The sequence below is a fragment of the Peribacillus simplex genome, assembly GCF_030123325.1.
GTDB classification, from domain to species: Bacteria; Bacillota; Bacilli; order Bacillales; family DSM-1321; genus Peribacillus; species Peribacillus simplex_D.
Genome location: NZ_CP126106.1, coordinates 985,428 through 1,007,316, shown reverse-complemented (window position 1 = coordinate 1,007,316; position 21,889 = coordinate 985,428). Strand labels below are relative to the sequence as shown.

The 21,889-nt window shown below is 40.2% G+C and carries 23 protein-coding genes and 1 pseudogene; 9 read left to right on the top strand and 15 right to left on the bottom strand.

The features are described from left to right. Positions 1–31 precede the first annotated feature (31 nt). Positions 32–619 (top strand): chromate efflux transporter ChrB, encoded by a 588-nt coding sequence (locus tag QNH43_RS04815; protein ID WP_283916995.1) that lies wholly within the window; start codon positions 32–34, stop codon positions 617–619. Next, positions 619–1,170, top strand: a complete 552-nt coding sequence (locus QNH43_RS04810; protein WP_283916994.1) for a chromate efflux transporter ChrA — start codon at positions 619–621, stop codon at positions 1,168–1,170. Before QNH43_RS04815 ends, QNH43_RS04810 begins: the two co-directional genes overlap by 1 nt. 37 nt (positions 1,171–1,207) lie before the next feature. Here QNH43_RS04810 and QNH43_RS04805 read toward each other — a convergent pair whose 3' ends face one another. Both QNH43_RS04805 and QNH43_RS04800 read right to left on the bottom strand, forming a co-directional pair. Next, entirely contained in the window at positions 1,208–1,684 is a 477-nt protein-coding gene (locus QNH43_RS04805; protein ID WP_034315019.1) for a chromate efflux transcriptional regulator ChrS, read from the bottom strand. Between the two features lie 106 nt (positions 1,685–1,790). Next, a complete protein-coding gene (locus tag QNH43_RS04800) occupies positions 1,791–1,952 on the bottom strand; it encodes a hypothetical protein (RefSeq protein WP_283916993.1) in 162 nt (53 codons plus the stop codon). Between the two features lie 760 nt (positions 1,953–2,712). On the opposite strand from QNH43_RS04800, the gene QNH43_RS04795 reads away from it, so the two are divergent. The 3 genes from QNH43_RS04795 to QNH43_RS04785 are packed head-to-tail and all read left to right on the top strand — an operon-like array spanning position 2,713 to position 5,246. Continuing rightward, complete coding sequence (locus QNH43_RS04795) at positions 2,713–4,038, top strand: HAMP domain-containing sensor histidine kinase (protein WP_283916992.1); 1,326 nt, start codon at positions 2,713–2,715, stop codon at positions 4,036–4,038. Next, a complete protein-coding gene (locus tag QNH43_RS04790) occupies positions 4,016–4,693 on the top strand; it encodes a response regulator transcription factor (RefSeq protein ID WP_283916991.1) in 678 nt (225 codons plus the stop codon). The genes QNH43_RS04795 and QNH43_RS04790 overlap by 23 nt, the downstream gene beginning before the upstream one ends. Position 4,694: 1 nt before the next feature. Further along, complete coding sequence (locus QNH43_RS04785; RefSeq protein WP_283916990.1) at positions 4,695–5,246, top strand: TVP38/TMEM64 family protein; 552 nt, start codon at positions 4,695–4,697, stop codon at positions 5,244–5,246. Between the two features lie 187 nt (positions 5,247–5,433). On the opposite strand, the gene QNH43_RS04780 is transcribed toward QNH43_RS04785, so the two are convergent. Next, entirely contained in the window at positions 5,434–6,480 is a 1,047-nt protein-coding gene (locus tag QNH43_RS04780; protein WP_283916989.1) for an HD domain-containing phosphohydrolase, read from the bottom strand. Positions 6,481–6,904: 424 nt separating this feature from the next. Between QNH43_RS04780 and QNH43_RS04775 the strand changes: the two genes are divergently transcribed. Continuing rightward, positions 6,905–7,681 (top strand): SurA N-terminal domain-containing protein, encoded by a 777-nt coding sequence (locus QNH43_RS04775; protein WP_283916988.1) that lies wholly within the window; start codon positions 6,905–6,907, stop codon positions 7,679–7,681. Positions 7,682–7,765: 84 nt separating this feature from the next. On the opposite strand, the gene arsC is transcribed toward QNH43_RS04775, so the two are convergent. From arsC to QNH43_RS04760, 3 genes are read right to left on the bottom strand one after another with little or no spacing between them, the layout of a single operon-like run. Then, entirely contained in the window at positions 7,766–8,185 is a 420-nt protein-coding gene (arsC, locus tag QNH43_RS04770) for an arsenate reductase (thioredoxin) (protein WP_283916987.1), read from the bottom strand. 33 nt (positions 8,186–8,218) lie between these two features. Beyond that, positions 8,219–9,517, bottom strand: a complete 1,299-nt coding sequence (locus tag QNH43_RS04765) for an arsenic transporter (RefSeq protein WP_283916986.1) — start codon at positions 9,515–9,517, stop codon at positions 8,219–8,221. 18 nt (positions 9,518–9,535) lie between these two features. After that, entirely contained in the window at positions 9,536–9,883 is a 348-nt protein-coding gene (locus QNH43_RS04760; RefSeq protein ID WP_283916985.1) for an ArsR/SmtB family transcription factor, read from the bottom strand. Between the two features lie 692 nt (positions 9,884–10,575). Here QNH43_RS04760 and QNH43_RS04755 point away from each other — a divergent pair. From QNH43_RS04755 to QNH43_RS04745, 3 genes and pseudogenes are all read left to right on the top strand, one after another. Next, positions 10,576–10,842, top strand: coding sequence for a hypothetical protein (locus tag QNH43_RS04755; RefSeq protein WP_283916984.1), 267 nt, complete (start codon positions 10,576–10,578; stop codon positions 10,840–10,842). A 243-nt stretch (positions 10,843–11,085) separates the two neighbouring features. After that, a pseudogene (locus QNH43_RS04750) lies at positions 11,086–11,675 on the top strand (cupin domain-containing protein); the annotation flags it as partial. 500 nt (positions 11,676–12,175) lie between these two features. Continuing rightward, positions 12,176–12,886, top strand: a complete 711-nt coding sequence (locus tag QNH43_RS04745; RefSeq protein WP_283916983.1) for a DUF421 domain-containing protein — start codon at positions 12,176–12,178, stop codon at positions 12,884–12,886. A gap of 240 nt (positions 12,887–13,126) precedes the next feature. Here QNH43_RS04745 and QNH43_RS04740 read toward each other — a convergent pair whose 3' ends face one another. From QNH43_RS04740 to QNH43_RS04700, 9 genes are all read right to left on the bottom strand, one after another. Then, complete coding sequence (locus QNH43_RS04740; protein WP_283916982.1) at positions 13,127–14,500, bottom strand: FAD-dependent oxidoreductase; 1,374 nt, start codon at positions 14,498–14,500, stop codon at positions 13,127–13,129. A 67-nt stretch (positions 14,501–14,567) separates the two neighbouring features. Then, entirely contained in the window at positions 14,568–15,023 is a 456-nt protein-coding gene (locus tag QNH43_RS04735; RefSeq protein WP_283916981.1) for a MarR family winged helix-turn-helix transcriptional regulator, read from the bottom strand. A gap of 94 nt (positions 15,024–15,117) precedes the next feature. Beyond that, positions 15,118–15,288 (bottom strand): hypothetical protein, encoded by a 171-nt coding sequence (locus QNH43_RS04730; RefSeq protein WP_283916980.1) that lies wholly within the window; start codon positions 15,286–15,288, stop codon positions 15,118–15,120. Positions 15,289–15,309: 21 nt separating this feature from the next. After that, the gene (locus QNH43_RS04725) at positions 15,310–15,795 is read right to left on the bottom strand and encodes an arsinothricin resistance N-acetyltransferase ArsN1 family A (protein ID WP_283916979.1); all 486 of its coding nucleotides are present in this window, start codon (positions 15,793–15,795) and stop codon (positions 15,310–15,312) included. A gap of 159 nt (positions 15,796–15,954) precedes the next feature. Beyond that, positions 15,955–17,370: a SpoVR family protein gene (locus QNH43_RS04720; protein ID WP_283916978.1), complete on the bottom strand. Its 1,416-nt coding sequence runs from the start codon at positions 17,368–17,370 to the stop codon at positions 15,955–15,957. Positions 17,371–17,530: 160 nt separating this feature from the next. Further along, positions 17,531–18,610, bottom strand: a complete 1,080-nt coding sequence (locus QNH43_RS04715) for a YkvI family membrane protein (protein WP_283916977.1) — start codon at positions 18,608–18,610, stop codon at positions 17,531–17,533. A 163-nt stretch (positions 18,611–18,773) separates the two neighbouring features. Further along, the gene (gene menC / locus QNH43_RS04710; protein ID WP_283916976.1) at positions 18,774–19,883 is read right to left on the bottom strand and encodes an o-succinylbenzoate synthase; all 1,110 of its coding nucleotides are present in this window, start codon (positions 19,881–19,883) and stop codon (positions 18,774–18,776) included. A gap of 13 nt (positions 19,884–19,896) precedes the next feature. After that, the gene (locus QNH43_RS04705) at positions 19,897–20,691 is read right to left on the bottom strand and encodes a GNAT family N-acetyltransferase (protein WP_283916975.1); all 795 of its coding nucleotides are present in this window, start codon (positions 20,689–20,691) and stop codon (positions 19,897–19,899) included. After that, on the bottom strand, positions 20,684–21,838 hold the full coding sequence (locus QNH43_RS04700) for a M20 peptidase aminoacylase family protein (RefSeq protein ID WP_283916974.1): 1,155 nt from the start codon (positions 21,836–21,838) through the stop codon (positions 20,684–20,686). Before QNH43_RS04700 ends, QNH43_RS04705 begins: the two co-directional genes overlap by 8 nt. Positions 21,839–21,889 lie beyond the last annotated feature (51 nt).

Sequence of the window (21,889 nt, the reverse complement as noted above, 5' to 3'; positions counted from 1 at the left end):
TCTAAATTTTAAAACCAAGGAGGAATCGTTCTTGAAAAATCCATATTCGGAATTGACGATTGGGATGATGAGAACGGGGATTTTAGGTTTCGGCGGCGGGCCATCTGTCATCCCGCTCATCCGCCACGAAGCAGTTTCCCGTTATCACTGGCTCGACGATGATGAATTCGGTGACACTTTGGCGATTGCCAATACACTCCCAGGACCTATTGCCACTAAGATGGCAGCATATCTTGGTTATAAATTAAAAGGCTGGCCTGGAGCCATCGTCAGCGTGGCCGCTCACGTTTTACCTTCATGCATTGCGATGGTTTTCTTGATTGCATTCATTAATGTTTTAAGTAATTCGGCAATGATCAGTAATATGATCGCTGCTGTAATGCCGGTTGTTGCTGTCATGCTTGGTCAAATGGCTTATGAGTTTGGCGAAAAGGCGGTAAAAGGGTTAGGAAAGGTGCTCGGAATCACCTTTTTTGGGATTTCCTTTTTGCTTCTGCAGGTCATTTCCCTGCATCCGGGTATCGTCATTATGATTTTCCTTTTATATGGGGCGTTCCATTTTAAATTAAAGGAAAGATTGAAAAATAAAAAGGTTAGCAGGAAGGAGGAATCCGCTTAATGGGTTTTATTATCCCAATAGGAGTTGCTGTTTTTCTAGCGTTTTTCATCGCGAATATTCTTGGTTACGGCGGAGGTCCAGCCTCTATTCCGCTTATGTATGATCAAATCGTCACCCGTTATGGCTGGCTTGATAATACCGAGTTCTCACAAATGCTTGCGTTAGGAAATTCACTCCCAGGACCGATCGCCACGAAAATAGCTGCATATGTCGGATATGATGTATATGGCTGGCCAGGATTTCTAGCCGCATTGGCAGGCACGGTCATCCCTTCAGCCGTGGCATTGATATATTTATTAAAAATCCTGCGAAAATACAAGCAATCGCCTATCGTAAAAGGCATGTCCCTGCTAGTACAGCCCGTGATTGCGATCATGATGTTATTGCTCACCTGGAATATGGCCAAGGATGCCGTCGGTTCCATCGGCTACATCCATTCAATCGTCATCGCTGGATTGGCCTTTTTGGCCCTAGGTAAATTCAAGATCCACCCCGCCTTCGTAATCATTCTTGCCTTTGCGTACGGCGGCTTTATCATCCCGCTCACATAATAATAAAAAATCCACCTTTATAGGGGGATTTTTTCATTTAAAGCTTCATGCCCATCCGGCTTTTATAACGTTTAATGAGAATTTGGCAATCAACGCTGACAACACCGACGACCGCATACAGCTTCTCATTGAGAAAACGTTCCATCTCCTGGTTATCAGTAAAGATTCCATGCATATGGAGTTTACTCGGGCCGGTCATATGATATAAACTCGTTACAGCCGGTTCACTTTCCAATTGCTGCGCAACCGATTCCAGATATTTAGGCTCAACCTCAACGTTAAAGAATGCCGAAACATGGATGCCGACCTTAGCTGGATTTATGACCGCAGTGAACCTCTCGATCACACCGTTTTCAACAAGATGATTGATTCTCATCTGAACCGCAACCCGGGAGAGCTCCACTTTCTTCGCTAAGTCGGTATACGAAATTCGCGCATCTTCATGTAAAACCGATATGATTTTCTTATCGATCTCATCAACTTTCAAGCTGGGAATCTTAAAGTCCTCTGCCATCCTACGTAACTCCTTTTCTATTTCTTTATTCCATTATCGCAGAGAACACCATCGGATCACAACAATCTTCCTTTTCACCTTTTAACCTCCATTATAACGGCAGAAATTAAGCGATAGCCAAAATACCCTGCCCATTTTGCACATGAAGGTCCATCATATATGTAGTTTTTAACTTAGGATACATCATTTCGCCAGTTGTATGGTCAAAAGTGAAGCCTTTAAACAGATGAAATCCGATAGGAATCAGAGCGGGACAAATTGACGGCATCAGCGACACCCCTTAGGAGAGACAGTAAGGGAATCATCATCATCCGTAAATATGGGAGCAAATGAGTTCCTGCCAGACTGCATTCCCCCTCCGCATTCGATTTAAATTGTTAGGAGGGGGTTTTACAGACCGTTTAATGCAGGATGAAAGTTTATGAATAGATCCAATGGACACTTCCTCAATCCTTTGTTTGAAAAGTCTTTGCGATGTTTTTGTATTCCTCATCATTTAGAATGCCCATTTTTTTGAATAATGCGGAATAAGCGATTATTTTTTTCTGCGTACGGTTTGTACAATTCATATGGTTCAACTCCTTTTTTACATAGTATTCGCTTATGACAAAATGTTTCCTTAATACAAAATATTTCGAATGAACTAAATTAAAAAAACTGCCCAATTTCCTGGTAATTTCATATTGTTATAGGTGATTAAAATAAGACCAGTATATTTAAATTCAAGTAACGAATAAGCATCTATTTTTTAAATAACAACGCGATGCAATCCGAAACATCTTGAAGTCGTTAACACGTAACCCCTCCCTCCAGCATGAAACTGATGACCTCGCCAATTTATTGGCTTGTTCCGTTTGAAAACCGTATTATTGTTTAAGAAGATGCGCAGAAATTGAAAAAACTGCATACTTTCTTCATATTTTTTCGCTAAACTGACTTTATTCTATAAGAAGGTGATGCTCCTGAAAATCTCATTTAAACTCGGACTATCTATATTTGTATGCATTTTTTTGATGGAAACCGTTTCCATGGTTTACTTACATAATAAAGTGATACATTCCCGTGTCAATCAGGAATTGGAGTCACTGAAGGCCCGTGGCAATAGTCATCGTGATGTGTTGGAAATTACATATTCCGGCTCAACCCTTCAGCATATCGGCCTGATGGAATCGCATACCGATACAGATGTCGTGATTACGGATACAAGAGGAGATATTCTGATATCTTCCGAAAAGGCAAATGGGGGAATGAAAAAAATCTTAGCTAAAAACCTCCCGCAGGTACCCCGAAAAGGTCTGATCATCCAATCGGGTTGGAAGGATGAAAGATATATAGCCACCGTTACGCCATTTATCAGCGGTGAAGAAAACAAAGGCTATGTTTATATGTTCAAAGATACAAGAGAAGTAAAGGATTTAATCGCACAATTGAATAGGCATTTCCTTCTTGCGACTGCTTTGCTCCTTTTCTTCATGCTTGTCATCATTTATTTTCTATCAAAGGCTTTAACCAGGCCACTGATATCGATGAAGGAAGCGACAACCAAGCTCAGCAAAGGTAATTTTTCAGTGGCTGTGCCAGTACGATCTCATGATGAACTTGGGGAGCTTGCCCAATCCATTCAAAGCTTGGCTGATGAATTGAACTATTTAAAGAAGGAACGCAATGAATTTTTGGCAAGTATTTCTCATGAACTGCGCACGCCGCTAACTTATATAAAGGGATATGCTGATGTTGCCCGACGAAAAGATTTGGATGAATCAGAACGATCACGATACTTAGAGATCATCCATGATGAATCCGAACGAGTAAACAGATTATTGGACGAACTATTCAATATGGCTAGAATGGATCTAAATACATTCACCATATCAAAAGAAACCGTCCAGCTCTCTTCATTCCTGCGAAACATTCACGAAAAAGTTTTACCGGCTTTTACAAATGAAAGAATTCAATTGAATCTGGAATGTAAGGATGATTTATTTATAGATATAGATCCCTCACGGTTTGAGCAAGTCATTCTTAACCTGCTGGATAATGCGCTGAAGTACTCGAACGAATATACAGTCACCACCATCAAAGCCACTGAATGCCTTGGCAGGATTTCCATCTCCATAATCGATCAAGGGATTGGCATTCCCCCTGAAGATTTCCCCCATATCTTTGATCGTTTATATCGTGTCGAGAAATCACGCGCCAGAGATACCGGTGGATTCGGATTGGGGCTCTCCATCGTCAAGCAATTAGTGGAGATACAAGGTGGAACCATTTCGGTTAAAAGCAACTTGAAGCAAGGAACGTGCTTCGCTATCACATTTAAGGAGATAACAAATGAAGACAGTAGTTCTGGTTGATGATGAACAGAGAATGCTTGATCTATTAGAGCTATACATGAAACCTCACGGATATACATGCATGAAGATTAAATCTGGATATGAAGCCATACAGTTCTTAAGGCATAAACATGCGGACATAGTACTTCTTGATATAATGATGCCTGAGATGGATGGGTGGGAAACGTGCGAAAGGATCCGTGCCTTTTCCAATATTCCCATAATCATGCTCACAGCCCGGGATGCTGCACAAGAAATGGTGAAAGGGTTGAAAAAGGGCGCAGACGATTATATTACGAAACCCTTTAATGAAGATGTTTTACTTGCCAGAATCGAAGCGGTCACGCGGCGAGTGCATAAACAGGATGATCATGTGATCTTTAGGGGGCTACAATTAAATGAATCCGCTTATGAAGCACATTATGATACCAAAACGATTCCATTAACACCAAAAGAGTTCTCACTGTTGTGCTTGTTTTTGAAATCCCCAGATCAAGTGTATTCCAGAGACCACCTCCTTTCGACCATATGGGGATTTAAAACGGATACGGAAGATCGGACAATCGATTCCCATATTCGAAATATTAGAGAGAAATTGCGTCATGCCGGTTTTCCAGCAGATCAACATTTGAAAACGGTCTGGGGCCTCGGATATAAATGGAGTTCTGTGGATTGATATGAATTTCATTTCTGAAGCATTACTATCCAGCGGGCCTTTTTCCATTGCTGTAAGTTTAGCATTCAATATATTGATTAGCGTGCTTGGTTTTATTCCAAGCGTATTCATCACGGCTGCCAATATCACCGTATTTGGATTTGAAAAGGGATTGATCCTTTCTTACATGGGGGAAATTGCCGGAGCAGTGGTCAGCTTTTGGTTATACCGAAAGGGCTTTCAAACATTCAAACCCAAGTTCATGAAGAACCGGTGGGTCATGAAGCTGCAAAAGTCACAAGGAATTCATGCATTTTGGATGATCCTGATGCTTAGGCTCCTTCCTTTTATTCCATCCGGCGCGATCAACCTTACAGCAGCATTAAGCAAGACGGGGATGATGATTTTCTTTCTCGCGACATCCATTGGAAAACTGCCTGCCCTCCTTGTCGAAGCGTATTCGGTAACACAAGTATTGAAGGCATCGGACGATGTAAGGATTGTTTTGGTACTGCTGATTCTGGTAATCGCAGTCGTTTATTACTTTAATAGAAATAAGAAAAAAGGAATGTAGTAAAAAGGCTTCTCTACTTTTAGGATAAATTGGTAGGGATTTTCTTCTTAACCCTACAATTGATAAGGAGCCGTTCCTCTTTGGTCTCCAAGGGGGAACGACCAGATCCAGATGACTGATGCTACCTTTTCTTTCCACGAAGGATTGCCCCATTATATCGGGATAAGATATTCGATGAGTTCGCTGTTTAATATATTCCTGTGCTGCGAACGGTTTCGAAACCTTTTTTCTGCGCCGCCTTTTCATTAAATAACAAAAGTAAAGACACCACGATGGATGGGTCGAAATGCTTTCCTTTTTGTTCGTTTATGAAAGATAGTGCCCGCTCCACTGACCAGGAATCTTTATACGGCCTTCTGCTGGTCAATGCATCGAACACATCCACAATGGCAACTATTCTAGCTTCCAATGGGATTTCCTCACCTTTCAAACGATGTGGATATCCAGTTCCATCCCATTTTTCATGATGATGGAGAATGATGTTTTCTGCCACTTTCAGGCTGCTGATCACATCATTGTTTATTTCCCTTGAAATCTTATTCAAAATATCGGATCCCATCAACGGATGCATCTCGATGATTTTTCGTTCATATGGAGATAATGGGCCAGGTTTGTATAATATCCCCTCAGGAATCTCCGCTTTCCCGATATCATGTAGAATACTAGAATGAACGATATGATTCATATAGCTTTTAGATAGTTCCAGCTGGCATCTTCGATTATGAACCATAACTAGCTGCTCGGTTAGGTTTTGAACTCTCAATAAATGCTCTTCAATGCCTGGGTCACGGATTTCGCATGAAATGGCGAGGACCTTTAACAATTCCCTTTGAGTCTCTGCCCTTTTCTTTTCCGAAAGGTAAATCCCTTCTTTCAATTGTTCCAGTTCACGGAAAATCCCGACAAAATACCACTGATCCCCTAGATTAATAGGGGTAATCGTAATAGACGAGTGCCAAATGTCACCCGATTTCTTTCGATTGGTGAAGACCCCTGACCATGGATTTCCCTTCCTTAACTCGTTTTTCAGGGATGTGTATGTACGCAAAGGTGTTAACCCTGACTTTAGGAATCCAGCTTTAAACCCAATGATACTGTTCCTTGAATACCCTGTCGTCCTTTCATAATATGCATTAATATCAAGTATGCGATGATCTTGATCCGTAATGATGACGGCATCCCCCAGCTTTAAATACCCTGCCAATTCAGATGGCACCCTTGATTTTCCTTTCAAAATCTATACCTCCAATAAACTGCTGGATTTCCAATCCTGTCTCTTTGTTTCACTTTTCTCATTTTCACTGCATGATTAAAATTATCAATATATAGGCTAAATGAACTACATTCGGATGATAAGGTTTATAATACCATACAAGTTTTATATACAATAGTTACTAGACAATGTTTTGTGTGTAATTGATAGACTACAGCTTCTGTCTGCACCACGTATCAGCCTTCCATTCCTTTTAAAGCTTATTTCATGACGAAGGGTAAATCGGTTCATATCCGCGAATGTTACACTTATATAATGAGATAATGCCTATACTATCTTCCTGTTTTCTGGAAAAAAGAATGAAAATATTGTGTTTTAATGGGAAATTCCTTTATAATGCGCATTAGATGATTTTTTAGCATTGAATACGAGAGGAGAATGAAATATGAAGAAACTATTGTACCCAATCATCATTGGATTATTGGCAGTTGTTCTAACGGCTTGTGGTTCGAACGATGAAGCTGATAAGAAAAATGACGAGAAAGAGACTAAAACAACTGAGAAAGAAACGGCGAAAGCAACTGAGGAACAGCAAAAACAGATGGAAGAAATGCAGAAGAAACTAGACAAGCAAAAGGTGGATGAAAAGAAAACGGTGGCCATCGTCAATGACGAAAAAATTTCAGGTGCGGAATATAATACCGTGTTGTCCACCACACAAATGCAAATGCAGCAATTCGGACAAGACCCAACAACCAAGGAGGGAGCCAAACAAATTAAAGAGCAAACGCTCAACTCTTTAGTGGGGCAAACATTGCTGCTTCAAGCTGCGGATAAAAAGGGCTACACAGCTTCCAAGGCTGAAATTGAAAAGCAACTTGCCGAAATCAAAAAGCAATATGAGAGTGAAGAGAAATTCAAGGAAGCGATGAAGCAAGCAGGTCTGAATTCGGAAACGCTGAATGCTCAGATTGCAGAGAACATCCCGTATACGAAGTACGTTGATAAAGAGATTAAAGTGGAAGAAGCAACTGATGAAGAAATCCAAAAGTATTACGACCAGGTTGCTGAGCAAGCTAAAACAAGCGGGCAGAAGGTACAGAAACTCGAAGAAATGAAGCCGCAAATCAAGGAACAATTAGAGCAGCAAAAGAAACAAGAAAAGCTAGTGAAGCATGTGGAAGAACTTCAGAAAAATGCTAAGGTCGATATTAAGATTTAATGTAGAAATGAGCTGCCAAAATTGGCAGCTCTTTCTTTATGGTCTTTGGTCCGCCTACTAACACTAACCGCTTTTCAAGTTCATTTATTTACCCGTTTTAGAGAAACGTGAAATTCTTTCTCCTATTTCATCACGAACACGTTGAAAGGTAGCCCATCTTTCTTCATCTGTTCCTTCTGCTTTTGCCGGGTCATCAAAGCCCCAATGTTCACGTTCAACATGCGCTGGCGTCATTGGACATTTGTCTGCCGCATCACCACATAATGTAACGACAAAATCAGCATTATTCAATATGTCAGGGTCGATGATATCCGATGTTTGATTGGAGATGTCCAATCCAACTTCATTCATAGCTTTTACAGCTTTTGGATTTAACCCATGGGCCTCGATTCCTGCACTAAGCACTTGCCATTCGTTACCTAAATATTTCTTCCCCCACGCCTCTGCCATTTGACTTCTGCAAGAGTTACCGGTACATAAGAAGTATAGTGTTTTTTTAGCCATGCTGTTTCTCTCCTTAGTAAGTAAAGTAATCGTTTAATGCATGATTTGTAACCATATATATAGGCCGACTAATGTGATGAACAATGTTGGGATCGTTAAGATGATTCCCGTTTTAAAGTAGGTTCCCCATGAGATCTTCACGCCTTTTAATGAAAGAACATGCAGCCACAATAAGGTAGCCAAAGAACCAATCGGTGTGATTTTTGGTCCCAAGTCCGAACCAATGACATTTGCATAAATAAGTGCTTCCCTGATCGCGCCCGTTGTATTCGTATCGGAAATGGCAAGAGCGTCTATCATGACCGTCGGCATGTTATTCATAAGCGATGAAAGAATAGCTGCGATGAATCCCATCCCGACAGTAGCAGCGAATAATCCTTGATCAGCCGTCACTTGAATAAGGTCAGCTAAAATGTTCGTCAATCCAACGTTTCTTAATCCATACACCACGACATACATACCAATGGAGAAGAACACAATCGCCCATGGTGCGCCTTTTACAACGATCTTGGTATTAACAGCTGGACTTCGTCTTGCCATAAACAAGAAGAAAATGGCGACAACACCTGCAATGATGGATACAGGAATGTTGAAAAATTCACTGATAAAATAGCCAACCAACAGAACACCTAAAACAATCCCAGACAGGCGAAACATTTTTATATCACGAATGGCATCGACTGGCTTCTTCAATTGAGCCATATTATAATTCTTCGGAATGCTCTTTCTGAAGTACAAATATAAAACCAAGATGCTAGCCGCTAATGAAAACAGGTTGGGAACGATCATTCTAGATGCGAACTCAATAAACCCGATATCAAAAAAGTCAGCAGAAACAATGTTGACCAAATTACTTACGACAAGCGGTAAGGATGTAGTGTCCGCAATAAACCCACTCGCAATGATAAATGGGAAGATCATTCTCTCTTCCAACTTCAAGTTTCGAACCATCGCCAAAACAATCGGAGTTAAGATGAGCGCAGCTCCATCATTTGCGAAGAATGCAGCGACTAGAGCTCCGAGAATGCTCACATAGACAAACATCCTTACTCCATTTCCCTTGGCCGCTCTCGCCATATGCAGTGCTGCCCATTCAAAAAATCCGATCTCATCCAAAATAAGCGAGATGATGATGATGGCGATGAAGGTAAGTGTCGCGTTCCATACCATCGATGTCACGTCCATGACATCAGAAAAATCCACGACGCCAACAAGCAAGGCCAAAACCGCACCGCCACAAGCTGACCATCCAATCGACAATCCCTTTGGCTGCCAGATGACGAGAATGAGTGTTAATAAAAAGATGATAACTGCCAAAATAACCGATTCCACTGAAGTTGTACCTCCTAGTTAGTCACAACAAATCCGTTTTCCTTGTGCTGTTAATTCTTCTAATTTAAAGTTTTGACTTGGTAAGTCCTTGATGACCGTCTGAATAAATGAGTAATGGGAAGAAGACGGGTTTAACGAGTAAAAAATCCATTGTCCCCTCCTTGCTTCATTCACGATTCCGCTATCTTTCAACTTTCGTAAATGTTGGCTGATGGCCGGCTGGCTCATCTCGAATAGGTCCACAAATTCACAGACACAGCATTCATGTTCAGACATAATTTTCACCATCGTCAAACGTGTTTTATCACCTAAAAGTTTAAGAACATTTGCCGTAGCTTCTATATCCAACGCTTCATTCGTTTGCATGTTATCCCTCCTAGTTTAATCGAATATATAATCAAATGCTTATGTGGTTATTCAATATCATTGTATAAGCATATTCTTATTTAATCAAGGATTAAATATTCAACAAAATAAATTATAGTATGCTAAAAAGATGTTTCATAAAGGGTGTTGTTGATTTTCTTGATGAACTAACGGAGCAGGATAGTTGTAGGCATACGTTAGAGTACTGCATAGCTAATCTTAAAAAAACTGTGTCATTTACCTATGTAGAACATAACTTAATGTAAGTAACCCCTTAAAACTTATAAGGAGTAATTGTATGTCTCGTGTTACTGGCGATTGTTGGGGGATTTGATGAAGGTTCTTCCTAATATCACTTATGCAGGTGCTAATTAGTTATAGCGCTGGACTTGCCACACCCTATGGATATAGTGCATTCTAAAAAATAACGACCTCATGTTGTAGCTGTTTTTTAAAGGAGTAGTTAGAGTGTTGCCTTTTGAGACACACCAAGAGGGTCTTGGTGCAGTGAATCTGTCAACTCCTTATCCTCCCTTCGGTTCGGTACCGTTGACAGAGGCCATATATAGCTCATTCTGAAATAAGAAGAGAACGAATAGAGTTCGATTGCAAGAAATTGTATTAACACAAACCCTTGAACATAAGTTTTAATTTGAACTTTTCTAACATTGTCGAATGAGGGGAGCAAATGTATGAATAACACCTATTCAAAGTCAGAACAAAATGAAAAACCTCCAATAAGTCCTAGTCTCAGACTTGGGCTAACAGCTGCTATTCTTACCACTATTGCAGACGGTATTGCAGCCATAGCAGTTTTAACTGCTATGGATGAGGCAATCATTGATTCAGAAAAAGAAAAACAAGACCAAAAAGAATTAGATGAGAAGCTTGAAAAAATGCAACAGCAAATTGACAAATTAACAAATGTATTAACAAAAAGAGGCATGAAAACAAAGTAAATTATCATTCATTCTGTATATTCTTCTTCAAATGTAAAAATTACGACAGTTCAACACCGCCAAAATTCCCCTTAAGGAAGTAGGTTCAACTAAAGGGAAAGTTTATAGTTGAATTATAATGTTTGGTCTTTGTTCAACAATCGGGCTATTTAATAAAACAAGTGAATTTTAGTTACCTGAATGATAAATACATTCCCTTACCAAGTGCATAGGGATTTTTTAAACTGTGAAGGGATTGAGAAAATGTACTATGTTCCCTATATGTATCCGTATCAATATCTTGATTATGTTAATGTACCAATGTATAACTATGGAAGACCGTCTGTTAACCAGAATTTCCTAATGAGTTAGAGTATGCAAACAGATATGATTCTTTTCGCTCTTCCAACAGTGATGGAAGTGTTTTTTTAACAGATTATGGACCAAATCCATTTGTCATTAATATCAATGAAGCAACGAAGCAAAACAATACCTATCGTACTGCTTTATGGACAGGAACACATTCACAAGTTACTTTGATGAGTCTGAACGTTGGCGAAGATATCGGTTTGGAAATACATCCTAATGTTGACCAATTCTTACGCATTGAACAAGGCCAGGGCATTGTTCAAATGGGCACGGGTAAAGAAAATTTAAACTTTGAAAGAAATGTCTATGATGATTCTGCAATAATGATACCTGCTGGTACATGGCATAATCTAATCAATACAGGTAATATTCCTCTTAAACTTTACGCATTATATGCTCCTCCTAACCATCCATTCGGTACTGTTCACGTTACCAAAGCAGATGCATTTGCTACGGAAGACGGTAATGGCAATGGAAAAACAGTTGGTATGACTCCAGATGAATGGATACAGTACACGGAATTTTTGGTAAAGGAAGGATTAGAGGATGTTAAAAGAGGAAAAAACCTACACACATTCTTCAAGAATTTATTCTAATGGGAGTTCTTGTAGGGAAAGGATATTCTCCTGAAAGAGCATATGAAACAGTAAAAGAATGGGAACGTACAGGAGAATCCAAACTTCTTCAGCAAAGCAAAAATATGTAGAAATAGAGTGAAGACTATCGTGATGCAAGCTGAGGACAGTTCCCTTAGCCCTTTTAAAGACCACGGGTAGAATCAGAATTATCATAGTTAACCGATCACAAATAGAAATTGTTATTAATAATGAATATATCGAAAAGTTAATATGAAATATACTAATATTGAGGACAGGGAAACCTGTCTTTTTCTTATTTATCAAGAAAGCGGTTAATGCAAGGTGAAATAAATAAAAAAAATCAAGGATATAATATAACTAACAATAGATAAAATCGGGGTGGGAAAATGCCTGAACATATCGAAGTAATTTTGAGGTCAATTACTTCTTTCAGTTTATTACTAGTTGGAACAAAAATATTAGGTAAACAAACGATATCACAAATGACAATGTTTGATTTTGTTGCAACAATTTCGCTTGGAGCTATTGCAGCGAATTTAGCCTTCAATACTTCTATTAAGGTACATCATACAATTATTGCATTTACTATATATATAGCAATTATTTTCCTGATAGCACTTATTTCATTAAAAAATAGTAAAGGAAGAAAATTTCTGGCTGGAGATCCCACAATTGTGATGCAAAATGGAAAAATATTAGAAGGAAACATGAATAAAATGCGATATACATTGGATTATTTAAATCAACAACTAAGGGAAAGGGATATTTTTAACATTGAAGAGGTTCTATTTGCCATAGTTGAAACAAACGGAACGTTAACAGTACTAAAAAAGCCGCAATTTAGGAACGTTACAAAACAGGATTTGATGATTGCTGTAATGCCTGAACAGAAGTTACCTATTGAACTTATTATGGATGGAGAAATAATTAAAGAGAATTTAGAACAAAATAATATAACGTTTTCATGGTTAGAATCAGAGTTAATAAAACGTAATTTATTAAAACATGATGTTGTTTATGCAGTACTGGCTGCCAATGGTAATTTGTATGTTGATACATTTAGGGATCATATTCATTCCCCTATTGATAAAGAATAGTTATTGATTGGAACACCAGAGTTTCGTTCACAAACATTCTTCATTTTGTAACTAAAAGTAAAAACAATACATAAAGAAATCCCCTTTAGTGGTTTGTTTTATTAACTCTTTTCAGGAAATCCTAACATCCATAGGGCACGAAAAAAGCCCACAATAAGTTTTCTCTTCTATTTGTTCAAAAAAAATGTTTAACAAGGCCTATAAAAAGACCAGCCTGATTCATCAGACTGGTTTTTTGGTTTACTCACAACATGAATTCTTTTTAATTTCTAACCTTGCTAGAACGGGGCTGCCACAGCAAGAATTATCCTTAGTTTCAGTTACAGGAGTATCAGAATCGCAGCAACTAGAAGCAAGATTTACACTGCACACTCCTGTTTCAGGGAGTTCCAAGTGTACTTCTTTTGCCCCCTCTACATCGCCTGTAAGGTAGGCCACCACCGAACGGACTTGTTCGTAGCCTGTCGCCAGTAAGAATGTAGGTGCTCTTCCATAACTCTTCATACCAACAATGTAGAAGTTCTTTTCTGGATGCCGTAACTCTTGTTCACCGTGCGGCCGCACGGTTCCACAACAATGAATATTGGGATCAATTAACGGAGCAAGCGCTTCTATACTTTCCACAGCTGAATCAAGATTTATCCTTACTTCATTTAAAAAGGATGTATCAGGTCTGAAGCCCGTACTCACAACGATTTCATCGATATCACCGAGTGTGAATTCTTCTCCTTTTAGTTCTCCAATCAAAATGATTTTACCGTTTGTTGGAGTAACTCCGTTAATATGAAAAGGAGTAAGAATATGGATTCGTCCAGATTCCACTAATTTTTGAATTCTGATGCCAAGCTCTCCACGAGCAGCCAAACCATCGTTTTCTTGCCCACCGTATACTTCATGGATCTGTTTTTTACGAAGAACCCAATAGATCTTTGTATCCCTAAACTTTTGCTGTAAGGTGGCCAGATCCAATAAGGCATTGATGGCTGAATGGCCGCTTCCGATAACCACGGTGGATGTATTTTGATATCTGTTTTCTAGTTGTTCGACGTTAGGAATGCCATAGTGGATCTGATTGTGTAATTTTCTCTCCGCATTCGTCCAGATACCATTGGAAAGGATGGGGTTTGGATTGGTCCAAGTACCTGATGAATCAATCACTGCTTTCGCTTCAATTACTTTTGTGTCACCATTCACTTCTACATACAGTTGAAAGGGAACCGTGTCCCGTTTTCCTGTTTTTAACTTATCGTGAGCCTTTTTGGCAACACCGACTACTTTTGCCTGTAACATAATCCGTTCTTTTATTTCTGGAAGGTTACTTAAAGGCAGAAGGTACTCTTCAACCAATTCGCGACCTGTCGGCAAACCTTCTTTGTTGGGTGACGTCCATCCAGCGCTCTCCAGTAATTCCTTTGCTGCTTGATCGATGTTATACTGCCACGGAGAAAACATTCGAACGTGCCCCCACTCCAGCATGCTTGAACCCACAAAGTCCCCCGCTTCCAATACGATAAACTTCTCCCCTTTTTTTAGTAAATGAGCGGCCGCTGCCAGCCCCACAGGACCTCCTCCTATAATTGCTACTGGTAATGCACTATTATCAAATTGACCCATCATTATTCCCTCCTATATTTTTTCCTTAAAAAAAGTTGCAATTTGCAAGTATTGTCGAAAAATTATACTACCCCCAAGGAGTAGTACAACATACCGAAGACTTCAACATTCGATCATTAAGCAATGTCAGAGAACGCACGACGGATTCCTTTTCAAACTCATTCATCGTCTTGAAAATCTCATTTAAGTAATCATTCATTTGCTGATCGATGGTTTGATTGATTTTCACGCCTTCATCGGTCAGAGAAAGGATAGAAATTCTCCGATCTTCCGCATCAGGCGTTTTAGTGACTAAATTCAATTTTATAAGGGATTGGATTTGTCGGCTGAACGTCGTAATATCCGTTCCCAGGGATTCTGCAATTTGCTGGATGGAAGCGCCTTTTTGTCGGTTTATTTCATACAGGATATGGCTTTGAACAAGGGATATCTCAATTCCATCTGCGCTGCAACAATTTTTATTCAATAATCCAAAACGTCTAGTTAAGAGTTGGAAGAGACCTCTAAGGTTTTCATTTTCCATTACTTTCACCTCACTTTATTTATACGCTAATTATTTGCAACTTGCAACTATTTGATTCAACTTTTTTATTTATCCTTCAGCTTATTAAAAGCTGTCATGAAATTTCGGTAAGTTTGCTCGCCATAATAACTCGCTTCGCCTTTAAAAAAGTTTGTTTCAATAAATTCTTTGCCTTTTCCACCACAGGTTCACGAGAAGTTAAAACCAGCTTGAAATAGGCATCAAAATAACCAACTGACAATACACTTGGATGGTTCACTGTCATAATCCTCCTCCCCCTAAATGTTTAAAGTAATTTCTCCATAGCCATCACATCGACAAATTCCCCGTCTAACATTCCCTGGTTCTTAAACACTCCTACTTCGCGATACCCCCGTTTATTGTACAATCCTTGACCAATCTGGTTAAAGGGCAAAGTGAATAACACAATTTTATTGAAGTCATTTTCTTTTGCGAGCTTTTCGATGGATTGCAGCAATAAACCGCCAATCCGTTTTCCTCGATGATCTCTTGAGATATAGACGGATAAATCCGCAACCCCTCTATAAGCATCGCGCCTATTATATGGGTTTAAAGAAGCCCATCCAACAATCTCCCCTTCTTGCTCAGCGACAATGACCTTATAGCGTCCGATGTGTTTGGCAAACCATTCCTCAATGTAAGTTTGGTCCTTTACTTCCGTTTCTAACGTGGCAATTCGATCCTCAATCCCTTGATTGTAAATTTCTTTGATGGAAACTATGTCCGTTTCCATCGCTTCACGAATGATCATACTTTTCTCCTCCGTTTGCCAAATGAGTTTTTTCAAAATTCTATAATCGTTTTATAACATTAATTACAAGTATCATTGATTCTTTATGCTAAGTAGCTCTTAACGAGTAATAGAGCTTGAAACAAAAAAACTGCCGAGTGACCGGCAGTTTTTCCAGCTTTATAAATATTTCCGGTGAATGCCTTTTCCATCATAGGAAAACAGGACTTCTTTTCCTTCTATGACTGATTCCATATGAACGGAGCGGCCCCAGAGCTGATGGATATATGGCATGACTTTTTCGAGATATTTCAGATCCAGTTCAATATCTTCATACCAATGTTTTAGATAAAGTTCCCCATTTCGCATGAAGTCCCCATCGTTCACCGTGATATAGGGGAAACCGCCGTTAACCCTCATACTCACGAGTTGATCACGAACATTTTCCCATGCCTTATCGACGATTTTATAATCCTTGCCCTGCTTTTGAAATAAATACATATCCTCCCGCATGACCAGATCTTTCGTCAAATAATTACGGAGAAAGGAAATATCCGATTCTATTTCCCTTACTTCGAACATCTTTTCCCGGCCAGATCCGGGCTTGACGCCCATCTTGATCATTTCTTCGGTTGGATTATCATAGCGTTCTTCAATATCTTCAAGCACTTTCAATCCAAGATAATATGGATTGATGCTGGTGCGTGATGGCTGAACGACACCTGCGTTCAGTTTTGCGAATTCAATGGCTTCCCCTGAGGATAGATCCAATTCACGGATTATGCGCTGATGCCAGTAGGATGCCCAGCCTTCGTTCATGATTTTCGTTTCCAGCTGCGGCCAGAAATACAGCATCTCTTCCCTGATCATCGTCATGATATCCCGTTGCCAATCGGTTAAATCCCTGCTGTACTGTTCTATGAAAAGCATAATATCCTTTTCAGGCCTTGGCGGGAATTTTTTTCTTTTTTTAATGTTGGATTTCTTCGGTTTATCCTTATTATCAAGGTTCCATAAATCATCGTATTGTGTGGCTGCCGGTTTTATTTCCTCTTCTTCTTCCTCATCTTCCATCGTCCAGGCAAGTTTCGGTCTCATCAGCGACGGATCGATATGTTCTTCAATGGCTAAAAGTGCATCAAGGAAGGTTTCCACTTCCTTTTTGCCGTGCAGGATTTCATATTCACGGATTCTTTCTGCCGTTGCCGACATACTTTCTACCATATCTCTCTTCGTATTATTGAAGCGGATATTATTTTTAAAGAAATCACAATGCGCCAAAACGTGGGCAACAATCAATTTATTTTGCACAAGTGAATTGGAGTCCAGCAAAAAAGCGTAACAAGGATCAGAGTTAATGACCAGTTCATAGATCTTACTTAAACCAAAGTCGTACTGCAGCTTCATTTTATGAAATTGCTTCCCAAAGCTCCAATGAGAAAAACGTGTCGGCATCCCATAGGCACCAAATGTATAAATGATTTCTGAAGGGCAAATTTCATAACGCATCGGGTAAAAATCCAACCCGAACCCAGTTGCTATTTCTGTAATTTCACTAATGGCATATTCCAGAGCCTTTTGCTCCGCTTCATTCATCGGATATCCCCCTTGTCTTCCGCCTTTAAACTAATGTATGAAAAAAAGGAGGAAAAATGCCGTGATCATGAGTAAAGGTCCTCGATAACAGAAAAAAACACCTTCACGAAGAAGATGTCATACCAAAGGTTCATGGAGTTCACACACAATCCTATTGATATTAAAATTTCACTAATTCCGTATTCACAGCCTCTTTTTTCGTTTTTGAACGGATCCAGGAAATGATGAGCGCTCCAATGATAACAAAACCTAAGTATCCTGTGACTGGGTATACCGTACCAACCAATTTAATAAAGCCAACGAAACTTGCAAGGAAAGCGAGGATCCCGACCATGATCACGGATATTTTAAACCGTTTCGTTTCGGCAGGAACCAACCTGGCTGTGAATGCATACAGCATCCCGACAGCGGTATTATAAATCATTCCTAAAAGGATGATTGACAGGATATATCCCAACCATGGAGAAATCTGATTCGCTAATTGAAGGGTAGGCATACCTGAGCCTTCAATGCCCTTCAAGTCGGACATCATCCCCAAATTGATCAAGAATAGCAAGATCCCCAATCCGATACCGCCTAGAATTCCTCCCATACCAGCCTCTTTCTTATTCTTGAAGGTCCCTCCCATTACGGCTAGCATGGCAATTCCGGCAGTCATATTATATGAAACATAAAGTAATGATCCCATCATCCAATTTCCGGTTGCAGCCGTTCCTTTACTTGAAGATGAAATGATTTGATTGAAACTTAGATCGGATGTGAAAAATGAATAACCTGAAATGATGATCATGATAACAAATAAAAACGGTGTTACGGCACTGATGATGGACATTATTTTGTTAACATTAAGTAAAAGCGTGCCAATCGTAAGCACCGTCATGACGATTGCACCAACCATACTTGGAATCCCGAATTGTTCTTCAAAAATCGTCCCGGAGCCGGCAATCATGATGACTGTAACACCAAACAAGAAAAATGTGATAATAATATCGACCACCCTGCCTATATAGCGGCCACAAATATGATCGATGATGCTTTTATGGGAGCGTGTTTGGAGAGTGCTCCCCAATTGAGTAACTTGCATGCCTAAAAACGCGAATAAGGCAGTTGCCACCAAAATTCCCAATACACTGTAGATTCCAAAACTCGTGAAGAACTGCAATACTTCTTGTCCTGAAGCGAAACCTGCTCCAATGATTATTCCGATATATGCACCTGCAAGATTTACACTGTTTTTCATATCACATACCACCTTAATTATATGATTATTCTGACAATTTAAGTTAAAGAAATATCTTCCCTTTCATCATTATTCTGTTCTTTCATAGCCCCCCGGCTTCAAGTTAAAGGGCCGAAGCCCAAGAAGCCGGGAGGTTCTTTTATTTACAACTCCTGGACATTTATCATTTGGTATATCTTTTGCTATAGGAAGTGAATTCATCGACCGCAGCGTAATCGACTTCATAACCAATGCCTGCCGCCTTTGGAACGGTTATGACCCCATCTTCCACTGTAACCTCCGGTTGGATGATGTCTTTATGCCAATAATTCGCAGATGCTGCCGTATCACCAGGCATCGTGAAGTTATCAAGTGTTGTCAATGCGATATTATGGGCACGCCCCACACCAGATTCCAACATGCCCCCGCACCAAACCGGTACATTCCTTTCTTTACATAATTCATGTATTTTCATTGCTTCCGTTAAGCCGCCAACCCTGCCGATCTTAATATTAATGATTTTGCAGCTTCCCAAATCAAGGGCTTTTCTTGCGTCCTCGACGGAATGTATGCTTTCATCCAAGCAAATCGGTGTTTTGATTTCCGCTTGTAGTGTGGCATGATCGACAATATCATCTGATGACAAAGGCTGCTCGATCATCATTAAATCAAATTGATCAAGTTGTTTCAGTAATTCGATGTCTTTCAGACGGTAAGCGGAGTTTGCATCTGCCATGATCGGGACATCGGGATATCGATTGCGTACTTCCCTGATCACATCTACATCCCAACCTGGTTGGATTTTCATTTTGATTCGTTTATACCCGTCCTTCAATCCCGCTTCTATTTTCGCCAGTAATTCAGGTACCGTTTTTTGGATGCCGATACTGATCCCAACATCGATTTTTTCCAGTCTCCCTCCTAAAGCCATACTTAATGGGATATTATTTTCTTTTGCGTATAAATCCCAGATGGCTCCCTCGATTGCCGATTTTGCCATATTATTCTTACGAATATGCGAGAACATATCCGATACATCACGAGGATGCTCAATTTCTTTATCCAATACAAGCGGGATCAGGAAATCCTCCAGCATGGTCCAATTGGTTTTTATGGTTTCTTCGTTATACCAAGGTGCTGAAAACGCCACAGATTCAGCCCAACCTGAAAGCCCCTCTCCATTTTTCACTTCCACAAGAATGAACTCCTTATCCACAAACGTTCCAAAGCTTGTTGTAAAGGGAGCTACCAAATCCATATTTAAATGACGTAAACGCACTTCTGTTATTTTCATCCCGATTCCCCTCTTATTCTTGTTTTTTTAATAAATAGTTTTGAATATTTTCACCTTGTTCCCGTTCAATCCCGGCTGCAACATATCCTTTGGCAAAAAGCGTTTTGAATAATTCTCCGGTTTTTAACCGCCAATCAATCGCAAGGCGGAGATCAGCTTTTTTGATTTGTTGAATATCCGTCGGAATGGGTATGGCGATCACCTCTGCATTGGTTTCAAAGTGATAATCCTTGATGTAAGGAAAGCCTTGGTCATTCATTCCTGTCGTTACGATGTGTATGGCTTTATCTGGAAGCGGAGTCTCTTCCTTTGCTTCCTGCCGTATATTCCATTCCACCATGAATCGATCAGTGGACAATCCTTCATTGAGGGTATCCTTCATATTTCCATAACAATCATCCATATATGTAGAGCAAACAGCTTTTAGCTTACCGATATTCAAGTTTGCATTCACGCTTTCCAATGGATCATACGTCCATGTGATCAAGTCGTAACCTTTTTTGAGTGCTTCTTCTTTTTGTGCAAGTTTAAGTAATCTGCCGTAGCCCTTCTTTTGATGGGCAGGATGGATTGCTAACATATGTGAACAAAGATATGCCCTTCCATCCTTGAATCCCGGGAAACTGTATTGAAACCCGACTAACTGACCATTGATGTATCCGCCTAAAACAAGCCCGCCGTTTTTGACAGCCGTAATCGTCTGATGGATGGGAACGCAATCCATGCCCCATACAAGAACTTCCAGTCGCTGTACTTCTTGTAAATCCTCAAGTGTTGATAGGGATTTAATGATTAATTCATCAGTCATGTAAATGTCCCCCCTCCCCATATTTCTCGAAAGTCAGTATGATGGCTTTGGTCAGGATTTCAATCCCCGATAACAAAGCATCTTTGTTGAACGTCATGTCCGGATGATGGAGCCCTGGTGCCAAATCACAGCCCAATCCAAGCATTGTCGCTTTGAGTTCAGGTTTTTTCAACGTATAAAAATGAAAATCCTCTCCTCCTGTAGTAATGACGGGCGCCACCAGATTTCCTTCCCCGAGTGTATCTACTATCGCTTCAGACATTATTTGCTGGGCTTGATCGTTCACGGTTGCTGCAGCAACATTGGTTCCCGGTTCGAGCTTCACTTCGACTCCATGGACAATGGCCAAAGATTCTGCAACCTTTTCCACCTTTTTGGTGAGCTCTTCCATCATTGCATTATCCTGTGCCCGTAAATCCAATGTGAAAGTGGCTCTCCCAGGGATGATATTGGAGCTTTCGCCGCCAGCAAAAAACTGCGTCATTTTTGCCGAATAAGGGATGGATGGATTGAGATGGATACCATTTAACAAAGTGATGAATGCCGCTCCTATCTCGATGGCATTTTGCCCTTGATGCGGTCTGGCTCCATGTGCATCTGTCCCCGCTATTTCTCCTTTAATGAACTGGGCGGCACCATGGACAATGGCTGGTGCCGCTTGCCCATCCTTCACTTCCTCAACCGGCCTTAAGTGAACCCCATAAAGGAAATCGACATCATCCAATACTTTTTCTTCAATCATCTTCAAGGCGCCCGTACCTTTTTCTTCAGCAGGCTGAAAAATGAATTTAAGTTTGCCTCTTGGGCGGAAGTCCATTTCTTTCAATACCAGGAATACTCCAAGTGCCAAGGTCATATGCCCATCGTGTCCACAGGAATGGTTGGCTTGAAACGTCCCATGCACCTCCTGCCAAAGTGCATCGATATCCGATCGTAACCCTACCGTGAAATTCCCATCCCCGATTTCCCCAATCACTCCTGTACAGTCCTTGAATGTTTTCACCGTACACTGATTTTCCGTTAAAATATTCGAAATGAAAGCTGTCGTATTCACTTCATTCCAACTCGTTTCAGGATGTGCGTGTAAATGGTCAAAGATATCGAGTATACGAGGCCTTAATTTTTCGATAGTCTGTGTGATATCCATTTCTGTCTCCCCCTTGTATCCCGGTTAATCGGCTTGTTCACCGAACTGTTG